Origin of the sequence: Dorea chungnamensis (assembly GCF_039832125.1) — a bacterium.
Classification (GTDB): domain Bacteria; phylum Bacillota; class Clostridia; order Lachnospirales; family Lachnospiraceae; genus JAFBIX01.
In genome coordinates this window covers 108,502-127,990 of sequence record NZ_JBDOHT010000005.1, presented here as the reverse complement: position 1 = coordinate 127,990, position 19,489 = coordinate 108,502, and the positions used below count along the sequence as shown (strand labels likewise).

Below are 19,489 nucleotides of genomic sequence, written 5' to 3'. Positions count from 1 at the left end.
TAAAAGGCAGAGAATATAATAATATAGAAGAGTAATTTTATTATCTTTTAAGGCTGCTCTCCCCCAAACGCGGGAGCAGCCTTTTTATTTAGGAGGGATGTTCATGAGTAATCACCAAGCAAACAAAACTACTTCAAATTTTGGTTCCCGATTCGGCTATATTATGGTAGCTGCCGGTGCTGCCATTGGTCTGGGGAACATTTGGAAATTTCCTTATCTTGCTTACGGTGGCGGCGGAGGCGCATTCGTATTTGTATACATCATCCTCTGCATTGTTCTTGGGCACCCTGTTGTTGAGATGGAGACAGCAATTGGGCGATATGCAAGGACAAACGGTATTGATGCCTACGGCGTCATTAATAGGAAATGGAAATTCGCAGGGGTCATCAATATTGTCTGTACTGTTATGATTGATATGTACTATATCATCGTCAGCGGTTATGTATTAAAATATGCAGTAACCTACTTATTGGGCGGCAATTTCGGCGCAGACAAAGAGGCCTATTATATGAACTTTATTTCCAAACCAATTGAACCTTTGATCTACGCAGGGATTCTAATGGCAATTACTGTACTTCTTCTGGCTGGCGGCATTACAGAACTTGTGGAGAAAGTCACCAAAGTCATCATGCCTTTACTGTTCGTACTTCTAATCGTATGTGGTATTTGGGCACTCTTTTCTTTCGAGGGAGCAATTGATGGTCTGAAATTCTATCTGGTTCCTGATTTTTCTAAATTTACCTGGAAGACATTTTCAGATGCCTGCATGCAGGTTATGTTCTCTGTCGGTATCGGATGGTCTATTTTTGTAACTTTAGGCGCCAATGTCAATGACACTGCCAATATCCGTAAAGACTCTATGATGGTAACCATCTGCGATACTACCGTAGCTTTGACTGCCGGATTTGTAATTATTCCAACGGTTGTAGGTGCCGGTTCAGAGATGGCTGCAGGTCCTTCTCTAATATTCCTTGCCATGACAGAGATCTTCAGTCAGTTTCCAGGCGGTAATATCATTGGATTCTTTTTCTTTACCGCAATTATATTTGCCGTTTTATCTACTTATTTCACGATCCTGGAGATTCCGGTAAAATGTATCGAAGAGAAATGTCATATCAATCACAGAAGATCTACCGTAATCTGTGCCGTAATCATTTTCATCGGTGGAATCTTCTGTTCCCTGAGTCAAGGATACGGATTGCTAAGCAACATTCGACTTCCCTGGTGGGCATTCAATACCGGCGTGGTATACTACAACGTCTACGACTGGATTGACTGCTTCTCAGGCTACGTCCTTCTGCCTCTCGGCTGCCTGTTGACCGCTTTCTATTGTTGCAAAGTATGGGGATATAAGGAATACGAAAAAGAGCTGACCAAGAATGGACGAGACGGGAAATTATCTACTTATGACAAAGTAATTATGACCGTAGTAGTTCCGGTACTTACTCTAATCGTTATCCTGAACTGCTTCGGTTTCATTTCATAAATAAGTTTTGAGACAAGAAAGGGGATAGGGGCGAACTCCCCTATCCCATAGTTACGACTTCTTCCTTCGGTTTTTCTGCCGGTTTCATCTCAATCAAATGCAGTACAGGCTGCTTATTTCCAAAAGAAGTCACAGATTCATATTCAAATCTTGCTCTGACGCGAATCCATTCTCCTTTATGAATCTCAATCTTTTTGTCTGATCTGCAAGGATATCCGTAAAGTCTGGTGTCTGCCGCACAACAAGTCATTATCTTACGAACGGGAACAAACATATTGTCTTTCATACCTCTTGGTCGAAATGACTGCGCAACAAACTCTACTTCTTTGTGAAGATACAATTCCGGGTGGTCGTAAGCATCCACATACCATACTCCAAAATCTATATCATCTATCACAATCTTATCTTGTTTTACATCGTAAGGCAGATCTTCCTCCGTAGGTTCAATGATCTTCCCATCCATTCCTTCAAAAATGAGTTGGGCCATAGGATTCTGTATCTTCAGCGCTCTTCGAAATCCACCTCGATTCACTCCCTCTGCACAACGATTCACTACAATCAATTCTGATTCCATTAACTGTTCCATCAACATATTTCTCATGTTTTTCAGATACATATCCAACGTTGTACCATCTACCGTCGAATATACTCCCTGAAGTTCCCAGTTTCTTGGATATTTGATAGCTAACAGATCTTCTAGCTTCCACATTCCATTGTATTCAATGACTACCTGCGTCGGATGGTAATTCTTTTCACAATTTTTGAAAAATGTGGCATTCAGCTGCTCAAATTCTTCAATCTTAAGCAACACCATATTTTTCTGATCCAGATATTCCTGCGAATACTCTTCTTCCCCTTCTTCGCAGAGAAGAAGAAGTGTTAATCCCGGTTCAATCCACTCCTGCTCCATCAATGTCTCTTTTACAAGAGTCGTCTTTCCGCTGTCCAAAAAACCAGTACATACAAATACAGGGATTGTTACCATACTATCACCTTCATTTCTTTCATTAAATGTGGAACAGCTTCAAAAGTTCATCTTCTTTCAGATCTGTTCCGATGACACATACTCGTCCTGTGTAATCTGCCTGTCCATCTCGCACTTCATATTCCTCCGGCACAAGATCAAATTGTTTCCATGTTCCATCTGTCATCGGAACAATTCCTTTAGAACGGAGAATTGTTCCGTAGCTGTCCGTCTCGGACAATGCTTTTACTAAGAAATCCAATTCCTCTTCTGTATATTTATGTGCTGTTTCTTTTCCCCAGCTGGTGAACACCTCATCTGCATGATGGTGATGGTGGTGATGGTCATGCTCACAGCATTCTTCATGGTCATGATGGTGATGATGGTGATGATCATGCTCACAGCATCCTTCATGGTCATGATGGTGATGATCATGCTCACAGCATTCTTCGTGGTCATGATGATGGTCATGTTCTTCCTCCAGAAGTCCTTCTATCTCAGCGCCATGCTCCAATGCATGCCATATAGCATCTTTACTTAATTGTTCCCAAGGAGTTGATATAATCGCTGCATCTGCGTTCTCATCCCGCAGCATATGAATGCACTCTTCCACTTTCTCATCGGTCATCATCTGCGTACGGCTAACAACAATTGTAGATGCATGTTTTACCTGATCTTCAAAAAATTCACCAAAATTCTTCAAATAAAGTTTTGCTTTTTTGCCATCTACAACCGTAATTCTTCCGTCGATCTCTATCTCTGCATCTTTCTTCACATCTTCAATGGCTCTCACGATGTCAGATAATTTTCCCACACCAGAAGGCTCAATAATAACACGATCCGGCTGATACTCTGCCAATACTTTTTGAAGAGCTTTACTAAAATCTCCTACCAACGTACAACAAATACATCCCGAATTCATCTCCGTAATCTCAATTCCTGCGTCTTTCAAAAAGCCGCCATCAATGCCGATTTCACCAAATTCATTTTCAATCAATACTAGCTTCTCGCCTGTGAATACCTGATCAATTAATTTTTTAATAAATGTCGTTTTCCCAGCTCCCAAAAAGCCAGAAATAATGTCAACTTTTGTCATGTAAATGCCTCTTTTCTATCTGAATCTTCTTAATTGTAAAATACGTTACGACACATATATTACCACAATCTTTTCATAGTTGCCAGTTTTATCCTCAACTTCGACTTTAAATCTAAGCGTTCAGCCTGACAATATATAATGGCAGTATTTCCATTTTTCTGAAAATACTGCCATACATAACACAATAAATCTATATTTTTTAATTACAATAATCCACCTACTGCTAAGAACAGTGGCGCAAATACTAATGATACAATAGTCATCAATTTAATCAGAATATTGATAGACGGACCAGATGTATCTTTGAACGGATCTCCTACAGTATCTCCTACAACGGCTGCTTTGTGAGCTTCGCTGCCTTTTCCGCCATGGTTACCATCTTCAATATACTTCTTAGCATTATCCCATGCACCACCGGCATTGGACATAAAGATTGCCATCATAACACCCGTTACTAATGCACCGGCGAGAAGGCCGCCTAATGCTGCAGGTCCTAACAGGAGACCAACTGCCAACGGAGAAATAACTGCCATGATACCAGGTACCAGCATCTCTTTTAATGCTGCTGTTGTAGAGATTGCAACGCAAGACTTATAATCTGGTTTCGTCTTACCTTCCATAATTCCAGGCATCTCTCTAAATTGACGTCTTACCTCTTCGATCATCTTATATGCCGCCTTAGATACAGACTGCATTGTCATAGAAGAGAATAAGAATGGAAGCATACCACCGATCAGTAATCCGATAATAACACGGCTGTCAAGAATATCAATGCTTTCCAGTTTTACAGCTTCTGCATAAGATACAAACAATGCCAACGCTGTCAATGCAGCGGAACCGATTGCAAAACCTTTTCCCATTGCTGCAGTTGTGTTACCAACAGCATCCAGTTTATCTGTAATCTTACGTACTTCCGGATCAAGACCGGACATCTCAGCGATACCACCGGCATTATCAGCAATCGGTCCATACGCATCAACCGCTACAGTAATTGCAGTCGTAGACAACATACCTACAGCTGCCAGTGCGATTCCATAAAGTCCACAGAACTGATATGCAATAAAGATACCAATACAGATTAAAAGAATCGGGATTGCGGTAGATTTCATACCTACGGCAAGACCACTGATAATTGTAGTTGCGGAGCCAGTCTCTGACTGTTCTGCAATCTCTTTTACAGATTTATAATCACCAGAAGTATAAACTTCTGTAATAATACCAATCAATAATCCTACTGCTAATCCGGCTACGATCGCAATCGCCGCTTTAAAATCACCAAAGAAATATTTGCTGAATACAAATGCTACAATCAACACAAGAAGACTGGATACATAAGATCCCATCTTTAACGCTTTATGCGGATTGGAATTCTCGTCTCCTCTTACGAAGAATGTTCCAAGAATAGAAGCAATCAATCCTAATCCTGCAATTACCAACGGAAATACTGCACCAGCCACTTTATAATATACGATTCCAAGTGTGAGAGCAGAAATCAATGCTCCTACATATGACTCAAACAAGTCTGCTCCCATTCCGGCAACGTCACCTACGTTATCACCTACATTGTCAGCGATAACTGCCGGATTACGCGGATCATCCTCCGGAATTCCTGCTTCTACTTTACCTACAAGGTCTGCACCTACGTCAGCGGCCTTTGTATAGATACCACCACCAACACGGGCGAACAATGCGATAGAAGAAGCTCCAAGGCTGAATCCTGAAAGCACATCTACATTTCCTGTAATAAGGTAGATTGCACTTACTCCCAGGACACCAAGACCTGCTACACACATTCCCATAACTGCTCCACCGGAAAATGCAATAGAAAGCGCTTTGTTCATGCCACTTTCTTTCGCTGCATTAGCAGTTCTTACATTTGCCTTTGTAGCTACACTCATTCCAAAATATCCTGCCAGTGTAGAGAACACAGCTCCAACCACGAAGCAGACTGCAGTTACCCAGTTACCAATTCCAAAGCCAATCAAGAAAAACAGCACAGCAACAAAGATAATCAAAATCTTGTATTCAGCTGTCAGAAAGGCTTGAGCACCCTCACTGATGGAAGATGCAATTTCCTTCATTCGGTCTGTTCCTGCGTCCTGCTTGCTGACTCTTGCTGCTAAAACACCTGCAAACGCAAGAGCAATAACGCCCAACACGGGAACAATTTTCAAAAACATTTCCATAATAAAAATCCTCCCACAGATTTATTGTATTTTTATATTATCACAAAATCTGAACTTGTATATAGTTTTTTCTGATTTTTACTCATTCTTTTCTAATGTAAATGAAGAATTTTCTTCTTTTTCTATTTTAAAAAAGAAGTCAAAATTATTTTGACTTCTCCTTCGCAAGCAGCGCTGCACCCAGCGCTCCCGCATATCTTCCATGTTCTGTCGGTTCTACTTTCTGTCCAATCTTGGCAGACAGTATACTTGTAAAATATTGGCTGTGACTTAATCCACCTGTCAATATCACTTTTTCGGGCAGACTCTTTCTCTGACTGAGCTGCGACACTTTTGCTGCCACAGAATCTACCACTCCAGCCGCAATGTCTTCTCGTTTTCTTCCTTCTCCGATATAATTAATTACTTCTGATTCTGCAAATACTGTACACAGCGAACTAATCGGAAGGACCGTACCTGATTCCGCCATATCAAACAGCTCCTGCAAGGTAATTCCAAGGCGATTTGCCATAATTTCCAAAAATTTTCCAGTTCCTGCTGAACACTTATCATTCATGAGAAAATCTTGTACCATTCCATGTTCGACCAGAATCACTTTGGTATCCTGCCCCCCTACATCAATGATTGCACAGTCATTGCCCGCCATCTCTCTGCCACCCCGGGCATGACAGGTAATCTCTGTAATTACATAATCTGCGAAATCTACAGCTACACGTCCGTATCCTGTTGCTACCACTTTAGTGTCATTTGACAAAACATCGATGCCATTTTCTTTCAACTTTTCTTTAATTGTCAGAGTTGTTTCTTTGCTGCTCCATCCAGTCGGCAACACAAACTGCATCTCATGATCTCCTATTGCCACTACCTTTGATGCTGTCGACCCAATATCAATTCCTACATAATTCACTTTTTTTACCTCTTTTAGCAATATTTATCCCTTCTGGGATTGATGTCCCTCTCAACAGCTGCGATTTTCAGAATCTCTATCTCATGCTCTTTAATGCAAGTTCTGATTATATCCAGATCTTCTTCCCTTACCATCAGAGAGATTCCACAGCATTTGCTCGCAGTTCTGGGGGTAGGAGCAATGGTTGCCCGAACCCCCAGATTTTTTAATTCTTTATATAACCGCATGCCGTTATCATGATTGGGAAAAAGCACATAATGCTGTATGTTCTGCATATGTACACTTCCTTTTTGTATTTTAATTATTTAACATCTCAACAAAAGCGCTGATTCTTGTGCGAAGCTGCTGTGCATCACTGTCTGTATAATCTGTCTCAATTCCAAGAACCGGAATTCCGGCTTCTTTCATCGCACGTTCCACGAAATATCCTTCCGTATCATACAGATTACAGAACTTCAAGTTGACATCAATAATACCATCGACCTTATATTCTTTTGCAAAGCGTAAAATATCATCGATTCTTGCCTGGTTTGGAGTGAAGCATGCACAGTTAATTCCCATATATCTTTCAGCCAGCGCATCAATCTGTCCATCGATAGTTGTCTGAGTCTCGTCCACCAATCGCTCAAAATAACGTGTACCTGTACACATCTCTTCACAGACAACGACTGCGCCACTTGTCTCTACTATATTATGCAGCTTCCAGTTCGGAATTGCAAGAGGTGTACCTGTCAACATAATACGTTTTGTTCCGGCTGGAACTACACTTACTCCGTCCTGAATGCGCTGTTCCAACTCATCACACAGCTTGTTCGTCATCTGTGTAAATCTTGCCGGATCATCGTAGAATGCAATCTGTGATATCACAAGTGCATCAGTACCGCTGATTGGAAGATTCTCACTCTTACGCGTCTCATATAATCTTGCCAAAGCTTTTCTCTTCGCATTAATAAGCTTGATACTTTCTGCAAGTGATTCCTCTGTCACTTTATTGCCGGTAAATTCTTCTACTACATTTTTCAGCTCTTTAATCTCTTCGGCCCACGCTTTCACATCTTTCGCGCGTTTCATCTGCGGAAGATCCATTACATGAACCGGAACATCTTCTGACAGGATCTCCCATGCCTTCTTCTTACCATCGCAGGTTGTCTCCCCAATATACATATCTGCAATGCGGAAAAATGGGCAGGTACGGTCTAATCTTGCTCCGACAGATGCCTTGATCAACGGACAAGTATTCGTCGGAAGCACTTTCTCACCGCCTGGAACCCAGAACTGTGATCCGCCGCAAAGTCCCGTTGCAATTGCATCAGCTGCAAAAATGATCTCATCTGGTACATACACACAGAATGTACCGAATACTTTTCCACCTTTCTTCTGATGCTCGATTAATTCTGCCGGGCGAATGCCGTGAATGTCTGCTACAACCATATTGTAGTAATCCATGCACTCCGGGCGATTTTCCTGAGACAAGAAAACATCTCCAAACGCCTGCGGAAGCACCGCGCACAATTGATCATGCAGCTCAATATCCATTCCCAGATCTTCCCACATTTTACGATAATCAGCCATATTATTTTCCTCCTTGTGACTCTTTGTCGTACTTATAATTACTAACTTAACCGTAACATGTTTGTTTTAATGGGGCAATAAATTCAGGTCAGAATATATATTGATTTTTCTTATATTATTACTAGGTTTATTTATATATTCTATACTGATAATATTTCTCGAAATCCCTCTATGCATTGATCAATCTCGCCTCTCGTATTGGAAGCACTAAAAGCAAAACGAACCGTTCCCTGTGGATAAGTATGCAATGTGCGATGTGCTATTGGTGCACAATGAAGGCCGACTCTTGTCATAATTCCATAATTTTGTTCTAACTCAAAAGCAATAACCGCGTTATCCTCCTGCACGAAATCCAACGAAACAACCGCAACACGATCTTTCATTCCTTCTTTTCCCACAATACGGATATTGGTGAATTCCTTTACATTTTCCAGAAAATACTGTGTCAGCTCCAGCTTCTTACGATGAATCGTCATTATTCCAGTTTCTTCTATATACGACAAAGCCGCATGAAGACCGATAATGCCCGGAAGGTTCATAGTTCCGCTTTCATACTTGTCCGGAAGGCTTTCCGGCATCTGAAGTACATCCGACTGACTCCCTGTTCCACCTGCGATATATGGCTTCATCTGATCATTCAACTCTTCAGATATAAGAAAACCACCGATTCCTTGCGGCCCCAAAAGTCCTTTATGTCCGGTAAATGCAAGGAAATCAATATTACATTCTTGCATATTTACTGGAATTGTACCCGCACTCTGAGCCGTATCAACAACAAAAAACAGATGATGCCTGCGGCAGATCTCTCCAATTGCCTTAATCGGGACAATGGTACCGCACACATTTGAGGCATGAAGCATAATGATTGCTTTTGTATTATTCTTAATGGCACGCTCCACATCTTCGGGTTGAATCGTCCCATCCACCTCTGTTCTTACCACATCATAGGTAACGCCGATTGCTTCCATCTGTTTTAACGGACGCATAACTGCATTATGCTCCATCCCTGATACCAGGACATGATCTCCTGATTGCAGAAAACCTTTGATGAAGTAATTCAGAGAGTACGTAATTCCAGGTGTAAATATGACACTCCGAGAATCTTTTGCATGAAACAGACGTGCCAGCTGTTCCCGCGTATCCAGAACCGTTGCTTCCACCTCATAAGCACCTTCATAATTACCTCTGTTAATATTGAATGCCCCGTGAGTCAACAGATCAGCCATAGCTTCTGCCACTTTTGGCGCTTTTGGCCATGACGTACTGCCATTGTCAAAATAAATCTTCTCCATATTCAATCCCCACCAATACCAAACCATTCGGCGGCGCTGTCACGCCCGCTTCTGTCCGTTCTTTTGCATCTAATATTTCTTTCACCCGTTCAGGTGTATAGAAACCTCTTCCGACTCGAATTAACGTCCCCGCAATAATGCGCACCATATTATACAAAAAACCATTTCCGGTAATTCGTATGGTAATCTCAGGACCTTGCTGTTCAATCTGTATCTCCTTCACTGTACGAACAGTATCTTCCACATTCGTTCGTACATTACAGAAACTAACAAAATCATGTTCTCCGATTAGATACGATGCTCCTTGCCGCATCTTTTCTACGTCCATCGGGAAAGACACAAAGGTACTATATCTTCGTTTTAAAGGATTCGGCACAGGCGCATTATAAATGTGATATTCATACATCTTCGTCACCTCATCCTGATAACGGGGATGCCAATCCAACGGAACCTCCTCTGATCTTACAATCACAATATCCTCCGGAAGGCGTTGGTTCAATGCATACGCCATCCGTTCTGGCGGAATCGACGATTCCGTATCGAATACCGCCACATTTCCCAATGCATGCACTCCTGAATCCGTACGGCTGGCTCCTATAATACGAATCTTTTCACCTGTCAATTTTTGAAGCTTCGCATTCAACACCTCTTCAACCGTAATTCCATTCGGCTGAACCTGCCATCCACAATAATTTGTACCATCATAAGCAACAACAATTCTGACTCTTCTCATCTCATACCTCAAAAGGGACAGGGTAAATTGCAATTTGGGACGGAGTAAATTGAAAAAACCCCCGTCCCAAATTAATATCACCCTATCAAAACTACAGCAATTACATATACAATTACAACAATATAAGCCACATAATCTCTCTTTTGATAGTGGAGTGGTTTCATTTTTGTCCTTCCTTCTCCGCCGCGGTAACACCTTGCCTCCATGGCCATGGCAAGATCGTTGGCACGGCGAAAGGCGGATACGAACAGTGGAACCAGGATTGGAATCATGCTTTTTGCTTTTTGTATCATATTACCACTTTCCAGATCTGCCCCACGAGCTATCTGTGCTTTCATTATCTTGTCGGTCTCTTCCAGAAGGATCGGTATAAAACGCAATGCGATGGACATCATCATTGCCACTTCATGTACGGGAACATGGATTCTGTTCAATGGATGCAACAAGGCTTCAATTCCATCTGTCAATTCGTTTGGTGTCGTCGTAAATGTCATGAGCGAAGAACCGATAATTAAGTATATCAGACGGATTGCCATATATACCGCCGTAATAAGCCCACCTTCTGTAATGGTAAAAATCCAGGCATGAAACAACACCTCACCGTCTCTTGTAAGGAACAGGTTAAAAAGAACGGTTATCATCAAGAGCATAACGATGGGTTTAAGTCCTCTTACAATATAGGAAAATGGAACCGTCGATATCTTGATTATCATTGCCAGGAAAATTGTTGCCACAATATACCCTGGAACGCTTCTGAATAAAAATAATGATACCAGATACAATAATGTGCATACTAGTTTTACTCTTGGATCCAGTCTGTGTAATATACTTTTTGCCGGATAATATTGTCCTATTGTTATATCTCGAATCATCTTTTCTTCTCCAGTACCTTCATAATCTCATCTGCCGCTTCTTCCACCGTTGTAACATTCACCTTTACCGGCAGCCCTTTTTCTGCCAGATCATGCATGATATAAGTAACCTGCGGTGCTGCAAGCCCTATCTTCTCCAATTCCTGATAATGCTCGAACACTTTTTCCGGCTTATCATTATACATCACAGAGCCGTGATTCATTACAATAATGCGATCCGCATATCTCGCAATATCTTCCATGCTATGCGATACAAGAATGACTGTCATATCACTTTGCCGATGCAGATAGGCAATCTGATCCAAGATGTCATCTCGTCCTTTTGGGTCAAGGCCAGCCGTCGGTTCATCCAACACCAACACCTTCGGGCGCATTGCCAAAACACCGGCAATGGCTGCTCTTCTCTTCTGCCCACCAGATAATTCAAACGGAGAAGAGCGGTAGTATTTCTCCTTAAGACCTACAAGCTTCAATGCCTCCAACGCACGCTTCTCGCATTCCTCTGGTGTCAGTCCCTGATTCTTAGGACCAAAACATACATCTGTCATCACATCCACTTCAAACAGCTGATGCTCAGGATACTGAAATACAAGCCCTACCTGATTTCGCAATTCGTGCATGTTGTATCCTTCTGAATAAATATTTTCTCCATTAAAATACAATTCTCCACTGGTAGCTTTAAGCAATCCGTTCAGGTGCTGTATCAGTGTAGACTTTCCCGAGCCAGTGTGACCAATAATTCCTATGAACTCTCCATCTGGGATCTCCAGACAAATATCATTCAAGGCTTTTTTCTCATATGCCGTTCCTGGACTGTATACATAATTCAGATGTTCTAACTTCATTGACATAATGCTTCCACCAACTCTTCTTTTTTTAAAATACCGGCCGGTATATCCAGACCTCGTTTTTTCAACTCATCTGCCAATATAGTAACCTGTGGCACATCCAGACGATATTTTTTTAATACATCTACTTGTGAAAATATTTCCCGCGGTGTTCCTTCCATCACAACATGTCCATGGTCCATAACATAAATCTTATCTGCATCAACCACTTCTTCCATATAATGTGTTATTAGGATTACCGTAACTTTCTTCTGTTCCTGAAGCTTCTGTACTGTCTTCAAAACTTCTTTTCTTCCCACCGGATCCAACATTGCCGTCGGTTCATCCAGGACAATGCATTTTGGTTCCATAGCCACCACTCCGGCGATCGCCACACGCTGCTTTTGTCCACCGGAAAGTTTATTCGGAGAATGATGTCTATATTCTATCATTCCTACTGCTTTTAAGCTTTCTTCTACACGCTGCCAGATCTCGTCCGTCGGTACACAAAGATTCTCCGGTCCAAACCCGACATCTTCTTCCACAACCGTTCCTATAATCTGATTATCCGGATTCTGAAACACCATGCCAGCCGACTGCCGCACATTCCAAAGTTCATTTGGATCACTGGTATCTTTCCCATTGACCCACATCGTTCCTTCTGTAGGGACAAGGATCGCATTGATATGCTTAGCCAATGTAGATTTACCAGAGCCATTGTGGCCTAAGATAGCAATGAATTGACCTTCCTTCACATCTATATCCACTTCATCAATCGCACGAGACATTCCTATGACATTTCCTTCTTCATCGCGCTTTTCATATTCAAATATCAGTTTTTCTGTCTGTACCATATCCATGGATTCTGCCTCCAGCTTTTCTTATGCTTTCTCTGGTTCTGGATAAGTTTCACCCTGTGTATCAACCGTCACTTTCTTCATCTTTTGTTCCTCTAACGGTCTGTCACTATAATCTGTATCCGTCTCTGCAATCTTATTTACCACATCCATACCTTCCACAATCTTTCCGAAAGCTGCATATGCACCATCCAGATGCGGAGAATTTTTATGCATGATGAAGAACTGTGAACCTGCTGAATCTGGATGCATTGCTCTGGCCATTGAAAGGACGCCTTCTGTATGTGCCAGATCATTTTTGAAACCATTCTGTGAAAATTCTCCCTTAATGTTATACCCCGGGCCACCCATTCCAGTTCCATTCGGGCATCCGCCCTGAATCATAAACCCACGGATTACACGATGAAAAATCAATCCATCATAGAATCCTTTCTGTACCAGTGATATAAAATTATTCACGGTATTCGGAGCAATCTCCGGATACAATTCTGCTTTCATAATATCTCCATTTTCCATCTCAAATGTTACAATTGGATTTGCCATAACACTTTCCCCTTTTCTACTATATTTTTCTTTTTTTGACTATGTTTTCTATTGTAACGGATATTGAACCATTCGTAAAGTATACGACTTATTCTTTCTGACTTCCTGCAAAATAAAACCCTTCAAAATCATATTTATATACACGATATACGAATGTCTCTACATCCATCTGAAAACTTGCAATCAGTTCATGGTTCTTATTATATTCACCAAACACACCTTGCCTGCCAGAATCGACCACTGTATTCTCATCCAGATTCTGAACACTGCTTCCACAATCAGAATAAGGAACTTCAAATGAATCTGTCAACTCGAATGATCCAGTATTTTCATCAATCAGATATTTATAATAATATGAAATTTCATTGATTTCTATATTATTATGAAACAGATCCACATAATACTGTCCTTCCGAAAGGCTTTCATCCTTAACATAGGTAATGCTGTTCTGTCCCCCCTGAATGGTAAAGTCTCCATTTTTCTGGAATACCAGGCTTTCATATTCCGTATCAGCCCAGACTGACTTTTCCCCTATAATATAAGAAACCGTCGGTGAATCATAGACATTATCGATCTTAATAATAGAAGATGTTTCTCTGGAACTTAATAAGATGGATCCATTTCCAATCCACTGAATGGTATTGATATGCATCCAGTCCAACTTCTCGTCAGAATTCTTCTGACATTCTGCCTTGTAACTTCCAAATAAATCTCCAAGATCCAGAATCTCTGTCACTGTTCCTGAATTCACATCCAGTTTTATCACGATATCCTCAACACTATTCTGTGTCTTATCCGTTGCCAGAATCAGCATATTACCGTTGTCATCAAATACATAATCATGATGCAATTCATAGTTTCCAAGTTCATACACTTGTGTGACCTGTCCTAAACGGTTCACTTGCACCATCTTTGTCTCAGAAATACTGTAATACATATAATCCTGCTCAAAAATCAACCTACAGCTTCGATAACCCAGCAATGGGACTTCTCCGCGAAGTACCCCATTGTTATCATAATAGTACATGAAATTCAACTTCTCGCTGTCATTTCCCAGAACAACGTACAATCCTTCTTCCAGATCTTCCACATTTCCTTTTACTTCTTGTTCCAGCTTCACTTCTTCTGTTCCCAGAGCATCTCCCATCTCAAATACAATTTCTTTTGTGTCAGTGGATCCATCTTCCCTTGTCAAGAAAAAAGTAATCTGATTCTCCATATTTGGCACGAGACCGATAACTTGAAATTCATGCTCTGTCTGATATCTTTCTGTTTGATATACATTCTGGGCGAAATCGCTGACAGAAGAGTCTTTCACATGAATAGTATAGCTGACATTCATTGGTTCATCCGTATTAAAATAAACATACAATGACTGATTGTTAGTGCCAAAAGGGTTCTGCTCGATCAGCATATTATTGATCGTATAATCCTGAGACTTTTTCTTCTCTTCCAGACGGCTGGCAATCTCTTTTTGCTCTTCTACATCATAAGTCTTACTTATCTTTTCCAGCATCTCCTGCTGTTCCCGGGATAGTCCATCCTCTTCTTTTTCTGTCGACTCCGTCTGTTCCTCGACAGCTTCCGGTTCTTCCTTCATATCACTATTCGCACCAGACCTTCCCAGTACCACTGCAATGCAAAGAGCTGCTGCCACAATGCCTCCTTGTATAATCCGTCTTTTTTTCATCCTGTAAACCTGCCTTTTCTCTATGATGTCATAATCAAAAGCCCCACCTATGAGTAAGCTCATGTGAGTTTAGGCCTTTGGACCCTGGTATCATATAATACAATTCCACCTTTTTCATCCATTCCGGTATCCCATAATTCCTTCATTGATAATCTGGTCTCTTCTCCATAAGTCGCCACATAGATATCCATACCTTCTTTTGTCTCTTCATACCCAACGACCAGGAACCAGTGCCATATAAAGTCTTTATACTTTTCCGGATTCTTGTGCTTCAGCATTAAATATGGCACGGGAATTCCAGCATCAATCTGGTATTTGACTGCACGGGAAGCTTCCTCATAAGAACATTCCCCGCTAAGTCCGCGCATTCCGATCTTAATCTGTGTATTTTCCCGGTGATTCACATCTTGAATATATTTGTTCAATCCTTCCATATACCATTCCAGCTTTTTTACACCACCAACTCTGGGACGGATATAGGGCTTCATTATCTGGCTGAACCTGCGGTACTCTTCCTTCGTAAGATGATTGATATCATAAGGATATAAGGCTGTCATTCCCATCTGTTTTGCAAAATAAATACAGCTGTCGCATGCAGTCGCCGCGCCACAACCTCCGATATTCATTACAACATTGGTGAACCATTCCTGATTGCCGCCATATGCATCTTCTATCGTAAAATAAGCTAAACTTTTCTTCAAATGCCCACCTTCTTTTTATATCTTTTCTCAAATCTTTATTATCTTACCACATTTTATTTTTTATGAACAGCAAAAAGTATCCTGACCAAACGGCCGGATACTTTTCGCTACTTGAGGGATTCTTATGTCAATTATTATTGGATTATAAGCTCTTGGAAATCTCTTCGCATACTTTCATTGCTTCGATGATCGCACTTCTAAATCCACGTTCTTCCAACGTACGAACAGCTTCAATTGTGGTTCCTGCAGGAGAACATACCATGTCTTTTAACTCACCCGGATGCTTTCCTGTGTCTAATACCATCTTCGCACTTCCCAAAACTGCCTGAGCAGCAAACTGATATGCCTGTGCTCTTGGCATTCCACCAGATACTGCTGCATCTGCCATTGCTTCAATCATAACAAATACATAAGCCGGAGAACTTCCGCTGACAGATACTACTACGTCCATCAAACGCTCTGGAACGATCTCTACACGACTAAAGCTTTCCAGAAGTGTACGCACATATGCGATCTCTTCCTCTGTCATATGCTCATTCGGGCAGGCAGCTGTCATACCTTCACCTACCATTGCCGGAGTATTTGGCATAGTGCGGACAAGTTTTACATCTTTACCAAACTTTTCAGAGAGCCAAGCCAGGGTCTTACCTGGAGCAATTGTTATAACAATCTGATCTTTCTTAATATCATCTTTAATCTCATTGATTACACTTTCATAAAACTGTGGCTTAACAGACAGGATGATGACTTCTGCTTTTTCAACGACCTCTTTGTTGCTGTCAGTCACATGAATGCCAAATTGCTTTTGTACACGTTCTCTTCCTGGCGCGAACAGATCGGCACCGATAATCTCCTCTGCCGGAATGATCGCTTTCTTAATAATACCACCCATAATTGCTGATGCCATGTTACCCGTACCGATAAATCCTAATTTCATCTTTCCTACCTTCCTTATCTCAAAAATCAGCTTTATTTTGTATACGTTTTTTAAATTTGTATACAATTTGTTTTCTGTATCGACTATACCATGTATAGAATCAAAAGTCAACATTTTTCTTGAGTTTTTCTTGAAAATACGTTATAATTTGTATACATTTTCAAAAAACGTATACGCTCATGATGTATATTTCCCCAAAAGCAAAGAATAATTTGAACGGAAGGTGTCCTATGGCTGAAAAAAACACATCCCTGGCAGATCAGGCTTATGAAACAATCAAAAACAACATTCTAAATCTGACATATCCACCTGGAATGCCACTTACAGAAGCTTTTCTTACGAAAGAACTGGGAATGAGCAGAAGCCCGGTACGAACCGCCATCCAGATGTTGCAGGCAGAAGGATTGATCGTATCTGACTATTACAAATCAATGACCGTCAAAGAGATTACCGACCAAGATATTAACGAGATCTATCAATTACGTGAATTATTAGAGGGGGCTGCATTCCGGTTAATCTTCACTTCCGGACGCAACGAAGAATATTCTTATCGAATTGAAGAGAAGATCGTCCGCATGTGTGCCGTCGCATCTGACGTGTATGAATGGGAGATTGCAGATACTGCTATGCATATGGAGATCATCAGTATTTTTGAAAATGAACGGATTAACAGAATCTATGAAAACAACTTATCAGAGCTGATCCGTATCGGACAATACTCTATCAAAAACGGTATGCGTATACCAAAGACAAACGAAAATTTAAAGGAAATGATAAAATACATGCGCAGCGGGAATTATGAAAAAGCATATGAAATTCTGAAAGCTGATCATTTTGGCATTGGGAAAAACAGCGCTTTAAAAGGGAGGTAGAACGCCTCCCTTTATCTATACTTTAAAATGTTCCATCATGTATGGCATGCACTCTTTACTGTACTCTCCCAAAGAGTATTTTCCTTTATTCAGACACCAGTCTGATACCAGTGCACGTTCACACAATGCATAATATCTTGTCACCTCACTGACAGAAATATCGGCACGGATCTGCCCACGCTTCTGTCCTTCATCCACAATCTTTGTAATCAATTTATAATAATTACGATTCTGATCCAGAAGATGACTTTGTCTCTCTGACACGAGCTGTGTAGAATAAAGAGATGCCAGCAATTCCCTGCTGATCTTCTCTTCCATCATTGTATGCACCTTATAATTCAGATATAATAATTTGTGAAAACTATTCATCTTCGGATCCATCTCAGTCTCCAACTCTTCATAGTAATCATCCAAAATTAATGACAATGTATCCAAAAGTTCATCCTTAGTACTAAAATAATAGTAAAAAGAGCCTTTTGAAGTGTCCGACAACGCAATAATGTCATCTACGGTTGTTCCATTATACCCCTTCTCATAAAATAACTGCCACGCCGCCGCAACAATTCTGCTCTTAACATCTTTCTTTTTCACACTTTTTTCCATAATCCTCACCTTTTTGTAAATCGGGGACGGGGGTTTTCTCATTTTCCTCCGTCCCTAATTCAATTTGCCGTGTCCCTTTTTATCCTTTTATATATCTTATCATACTAACGTACATAAAAACAACTTTCTGGTTCTACAGGAATTTCTTCCGTATCAATCCACTCAATGGTTATAAACATATTATGATTCAATCCTTCCATCAGCTTATATATCATCGGCTCACGACCTTGAATTTCCATTACTAAAGTGCCATCATACTCATTTTTTGCCCACCCTGTCAATCCCAAAGACTGTGCCAGGCGCTTTGCTGTATAACGAAATCCTACACCTTGTACTCTTCCATAAAATACGATACGTTTTCTTACTTCTGCCATCTACTCAACCATCCCCTCAAAAACTGGAATACATTTCTGGCAAATCGAACAAAGAGATCTGGTTATCTCTACTCGACTTTACTTCCCGATCCGTAATAACTTCATCACCCTTCAGATGTCCTATCAACAGTGGTGATTTTGCATCATGTTGCTGATTTTTTTTCTTTGCACTCTCCACTCCACTATTCGCATAACAATATTTACATCCATGAATGCAAGTATCATACATACCGATATCAATACTTTCTACGCATCTGCATTCTCTGCGCTGTCCGGTATCTTTCTTAAGATCCAGCTTATACCCAATGAGCTGGTGTATCTTCTCCTTATCAATACAAGATCCATGCATAATACCATATTTACTTAAATCAATCTTTTCTGCACATGTATACAACGGAAGCTGATATCTTCGGGCTATGTCTGAAAGGCCTTTCGCAAGTTCTTCTATCTCTTCTCTTTCCAATTCCAGATAAGGGCTTTCTCTTCCAGAATCAACAAAACTGATGATACATCTTGTCGTTGCATGATGCAGCCATTCACACATAAGTTCAAACTTTTCCAAATGATATGCAATGGTATATTTCTTTGTCAAGAGAATCGGATCAAACCGCCAGTCAATTCTTTCTTTTCCCAACCGTTCGCTCATTAAGAGAAATGTTGCCATGGACGCTGCCATATCCGGAAGATTTTCTTCAATATCGTCTTCATAATCTGTAATCGTCATCTGAAAATAATAATCATAATCCATGTCATCTATCTCTTTCAAGAACGGAAGCATCGGTTCTGGATTCTTTGTCCAGAACACAATGCAGTCTACCGTATCCGGTGACAGGAGGATACGGCTGATTTTTTTTCGATTGTATGGATTAGGAACCAATACTTCTCCCGCTTTGAGGCGATTCACAAACCACTCTGGATACAAAGCCGGAATATCCGTTCTTCTGCTTGCACTGATAATCATCTTTACACTCCTGACT

General features: G+C 40.9%; 20 protein-coding genes. 2 read left to right on the top strand and 18 right to left on the bottom strand.

What is annotated here, in order from left to right; translation table 11 throughout:
- The first annotated feature begins 103 nt into the window (after window positions 1-103).
- Entirely contained in the window at window positions 104-1,486 is a 1,383-nt protein-coding gene (locus tag ABE613_RS06205) for a sodium-dependent transporter (RefSeq protein WP_347375957.1), read from the top strand.
- Window positions 1,487-1,526: 40 nt separating this feature from the next.
- Here ABE613_RS06205 and ABE613_RS06200 read toward each other — a convergent pair whose 3' ends face one another.
- From ABE613_RS06200 to proC, 15 genes are all read right to left on the bottom strand, one after another.
- Complete coding sequence (locus ABE613_RS06200) at window positions 1,527-2,471, bottom strand: TIGR03943 family putative permease subunit (protein ID WP_235232571.1); 945 nt, start codon at window positions 2,469-2,471, stop codon at window positions 1,527-1,529.
- Between the two features lie 22 nt (window positions 2,472-2,493).
- Complete coding sequence (locus tag ABE613_RS06195; RefSeq protein ID WP_347375956.1) at window positions 2,494-3,546, bottom strand: CobW family GTP-binding protein; 1,053 nt, start codon at window positions 3,544-3,546, stop codon at window positions 2,494-2,496.
- A gap of 203 nt (window positions 3,547-3,749) precedes the next feature.
- The gene (locus ABE613_RS06190; protein ID WP_235232569.1) at window positions 3,750-5,732 is read right to left on the bottom strand and encodes a sodium-translocating pyrophosphatase; all 1,983 of its coding nucleotides are present in this window, start codon (window positions 5,730-5,732) and stop codon (window positions 3,750-3,752) included.
- 145 nt (window positions 5,733-5,877) lie between these two features.
- Entirely contained in the window at window positions 5,878-6,639 is a 762-nt protein-coding gene (locus ABE613_RS06185; protein WP_347375955.1) for an acyl-CoA dehydratase activase, read from the bottom strand.
- 14 nt (window positions 6,640-6,653) lie between these two features.
- Window positions 6,654-6,914, bottom strand: coding sequence for a putative Se/S carrier protein (locus ABE613_RS06180; protein ID WP_235232567.1), 261 nt, complete (start codon window positions 6,912-6,914; stop codon window positions 6,654-6,656).
- Between the two features lie 22 nt (window positions 6,915-6,936).
- Window positions 6,937-8,211 carry a double-cubane-cluster-containing anaerobic reductase gene (locus ABE613_RS06175; protein ID WP_235232566.1) on the bottom strand — a complete coding sequence of 425 codons (1,275 nt, stop codon included), beginning with the start codon at window positions 8,209-8,211 and terminating at the stop codon, window positions 6,937-6,939.
- 140 nt (window positions 8,212-8,351) lie between these two features.
- A complete protein-coding gene (locus ABE613_RS06170; protein ID WP_347375954.1) occupies window positions 8,352-9,503 on the bottom strand; it encodes an aminotransferase class V-fold PLP-dependent enzyme in 1,152 nt (383 codons plus the stop codon).
- Window positions 9,484-10,236 carry a tRNA pseudouridine(38-40) synthase TruA gene (gene truA, locus ABE613_RS06165; RefSeq protein WP_235232564.1) on the bottom strand — a complete coding sequence of 251 codons (753 nt, stop codon included), beginning with the start codon at window positions 10,234-10,236 and terminating at the stop codon, window positions 9,484-9,486. Before truA ends, ABE613_RS06170 begins: the two co-directional genes overlap by 20 nt.
- Window positions 10,237-10,313: 77 nt before the next feature.
- The gene (locus tag ABE613_RS06160; RefSeq protein WP_347375953.1) at window positions 10,314-11,108 is read right to left on the bottom strand and encodes an energy-coupling factor transporter transmembrane component T family protein; all 795 of its coding nucleotides are present in this window, start codon (window positions 11,106-11,108) and stop codon (window positions 10,314-10,316) included.
- The gene (locus tag ABE613_RS06155) at window positions 11,105-11,959 is read right to left on the bottom strand and encodes an energy-coupling factor transporter ATPase (protein ID WP_235232562.1); all 855 of its coding nucleotides are present in this window, start codon (window positions 11,957-11,959) and stop codon (window positions 11,105-11,107) included. Before ABE613_RS06155 ends, ABE613_RS06160 begins: the two co-directional genes overlap by 4 nt.
- A complete protein-coding gene (locus ABE613_RS06150) occupies window positions 11,950-12,795 on the bottom strand; it encodes an energy-coupling factor transporter ATPase (protein WP_347375952.1) in 846 nt (281 codons plus the stop codon). Before ABE613_RS06150 ends, ABE613_RS06155 begins: the two co-directional genes overlap by 10 nt.
- A 21-nt stretch (window positions 12,796-12,816) precedes the next feature.
- On the bottom strand, window positions 12,817-13,335 hold the full coding sequence (locus tag ABE613_RS06145; RefSeq protein ID WP_235232560.1) for a peptidylprolyl isomerase: 519 nt from the start codon (window positions 13,333-13,335) through the stop codon (window positions 12,817-12,819).
- An 88-nt stretch (window positions 13,336-13,423) separates the two neighbouring features.
- Window positions 13,424-15,025 carry an aryl-sulfate sulfotransferase gene (locus ABE613_RS06140; RefSeq protein ID WP_347375951.1) on the bottom strand — a complete coding sequence of 534 codons (1,602 nt, stop codon included), beginning with the start codon at window positions 15,023-15,025 and terminating at the stop codon, window positions 13,424-13,426.
- Window positions 15,026-15,084: 59 nt separating this feature from the next.
- Entirely contained in the window at window positions 15,085-15,726 is a 642-nt protein-coding gene (locus ABE613_RS06135; protein ID WP_347375950.1) for a hypothetical protein, read from the bottom strand.
- Between the two features lie 142 nt (window positions 15,727-15,868).
- A complete protein-coding gene (gene proC, locus ABE613_RS06130; RefSeq protein WP_235232557.1) occupies window positions 15,869-16,663 on the bottom strand; it encodes a pyrroline-5-carboxylate reductase in 795 nt (264 codons plus the stop codon).
- Window positions 16,664-16,893: 230 nt separating this feature from the next.
- On the opposite strand from proC, the gene ABE613_RS06125 reads away from it, so the two are divergent.
- Entirely contained in the window at window positions 16,894-17,535 is a 642-nt protein-coding gene (locus ABE613_RS06125; protein ID WP_235232556.1) for a GntR family transcriptional regulator, read from the top strand.
- Between the two features lie 15 nt (window positions 17,536-17,550).
- On the opposite strand, the gene ABE613_RS06120 is transcribed toward ABE613_RS06125, so the two are convergent.
- From ABE613_RS06120 to ABE613_RS06110, 3 genes are all read right to left on the bottom strand, one after another.
- The gene (locus tag ABE613_RS06120; protein WP_235232555.1) at window positions 17,551-18,138 is read right to left on the bottom strand and encodes a TetR/AcrR family transcriptional regulator; all 588 of its coding nucleotides are present in this window, start codon (window positions 18,136-18,138) and stop codon (window positions 17,551-17,553) included.
- A gap of 104 nt (window positions 18,139-18,242) precedes the next feature.
- On the bottom strand, window positions 18,243-18,512 hold the full coding sequence (locus ABE613_RS06115; protein ID WP_347375949.1) for an acylphosphatase: 270 nt from the start codon (window positions 18,510-18,512) through the stop codon (window positions 18,243-18,245).
- 16 nt (window positions 18,513-18,528) lie between these two features.
- Complete coding sequence (locus ABE613_RS06110) at window positions 18,529-19,473, bottom strand: DUF1848 domain-containing protein (RefSeq protein ID WP_347375948.1); 945 nt, start codon at window positions 19,471-19,473, stop codon at window positions 18,529-18,531.
- Between the last annotated feature and the right edge of the window lie 16 nt (window positions 19,474-19,489).

What these genes read in the sequence shown, in the direction of transcription:
- ABE613_RS06205 (WP_347375957.1), top strand. Translation starts at nt 104, where the DNA reads ATGAGTAATCACCAAGCAAACAAAACTACTTCAAATTTTGGTTCCCGA.
- ABE613_RS06200 (WP_235232571.1), bottom strand. Translation starts at nt 2,471, where the DNA reads ATGGTAACAATCCCTGTATTTGTATGTACTGGTTTTTTGGACAGCGGA.
- ABE613_RS06195 (WP_347375956.1), bottom strand. Translation starts at nt 3,546, where the DNA reads ATGACAAAAGTTGACATTATTTCTGGCTTTTTGGGAGCTGGGAAAACG.
- ABE613_RS06190 (WP_235232569.1), bottom strand. Translation starts at nt 5,732, where the DNA reads ATGGAAATGTTTTTGAAAATTGTTCCCGTGTTGGGCGTTATTGCTCTT.
- ABE613_RS06180 (WP_235232567.1), bottom strand. Translation starts at nt 6,914, where the DNA reads ATGCAGAACATACAGCATTATGTGCTTTTTCCCAATCATGATAACGGC.
- ABE613_RS06175 (WP_235232566.1), bottom strand. Translation starts at nt 8,211, where the DNA reads ATGGCTGATTATCGTAAAATGTGGGAAGATCTGGGAATGGATATTGAG.
- ABE613_RS06170 (WP_347375954.1), bottom strand. Translation starts at nt 9,503, where the DNA reads ATGGAGAAGATTTATTTTGACAATGGCAGTACGTCATGGCCAAAAGCG.
- truA (WP_235232564.1), bottom strand. Translation starts at nt 10,236, where the DNA reads ATGAGAAGAGTCAGAATTGTTGTTGCTTATGATGGTACAAATTATTGT.
- ABE613_RS06160 (WP_347375953.1), bottom strand. Translation starts at nt 11,108, where the DNA reads ATGATTCGAGATATAACAATAGGACAATATTATCCGGCAAAAAGTATA.
- ABE613_RS06155 (WP_235232562.1), bottom strand. Translation starts at nt 11,959, where the DNA reads ATGTCAATGAAGTTAGAACATCTGAATTATGTATACAGTCCAGGAACG.
- ABE613_RS06150 (WP_347375952.1), bottom strand. Translation starts at nt 12,795, where the DNA reads ATGGATATGGTACAGACAGAAAAACTGATATTTGAATATGAAAAGCGC.
- ABE613_RS06145 (WP_235232560.1), bottom strand. Translation starts at nt 13,335, where the DNA reads ATGGCAAATCCAATTGTAACATTTGAGATGGAAAATGGAGATATTATG.
- ABE613_RS06140 (WP_347375951.1), bottom strand. Translation starts at nt 15,025, where the DNA reads ATGAAAAAAAGACGGATTATACAAGGAGGCATTGTGGCAGCAGCTCTT.
- proC (WP_235232557.1), bottom strand. Translation starts at nt 16,663, where the DNA reads ATGAAATTAGGATTTATCGGTACGGGTAACATGGCATCAGCAATTATG.
- ABE613_RS06125 (WP_235232556.1), top strand. Translation starts at nt 16,894, where the DNA reads ATGGCTGAAAAAAACACATCCCTGGCAGATCAGGCTTATGAAACAATC.
- ABE613_RS06120 (WP_235232555.1), bottom strand. Translation starts at nt 18,138, where the DNA reads ATGGAAAAAAGTGTGAAAAAGAAAGATGTTAAGAGCAGAATTGTTGCG.
- ABE613_RS06115 (WP_347375949.1), bottom strand. Translation starts at nt 18,512, where the DNA reads ATGGCAGAAGTAAGAAAACGTATCGTATTTTATGGAAGAGTACAAGGT.
- ABE613_RS06110 (WP_347375948.1), bottom strand. Translation starts at nt 19,473, where the DNA reads ATGATTATCAGTGCAAGCAGAAGAACGGATATTCCGGCTTTGTATCCA.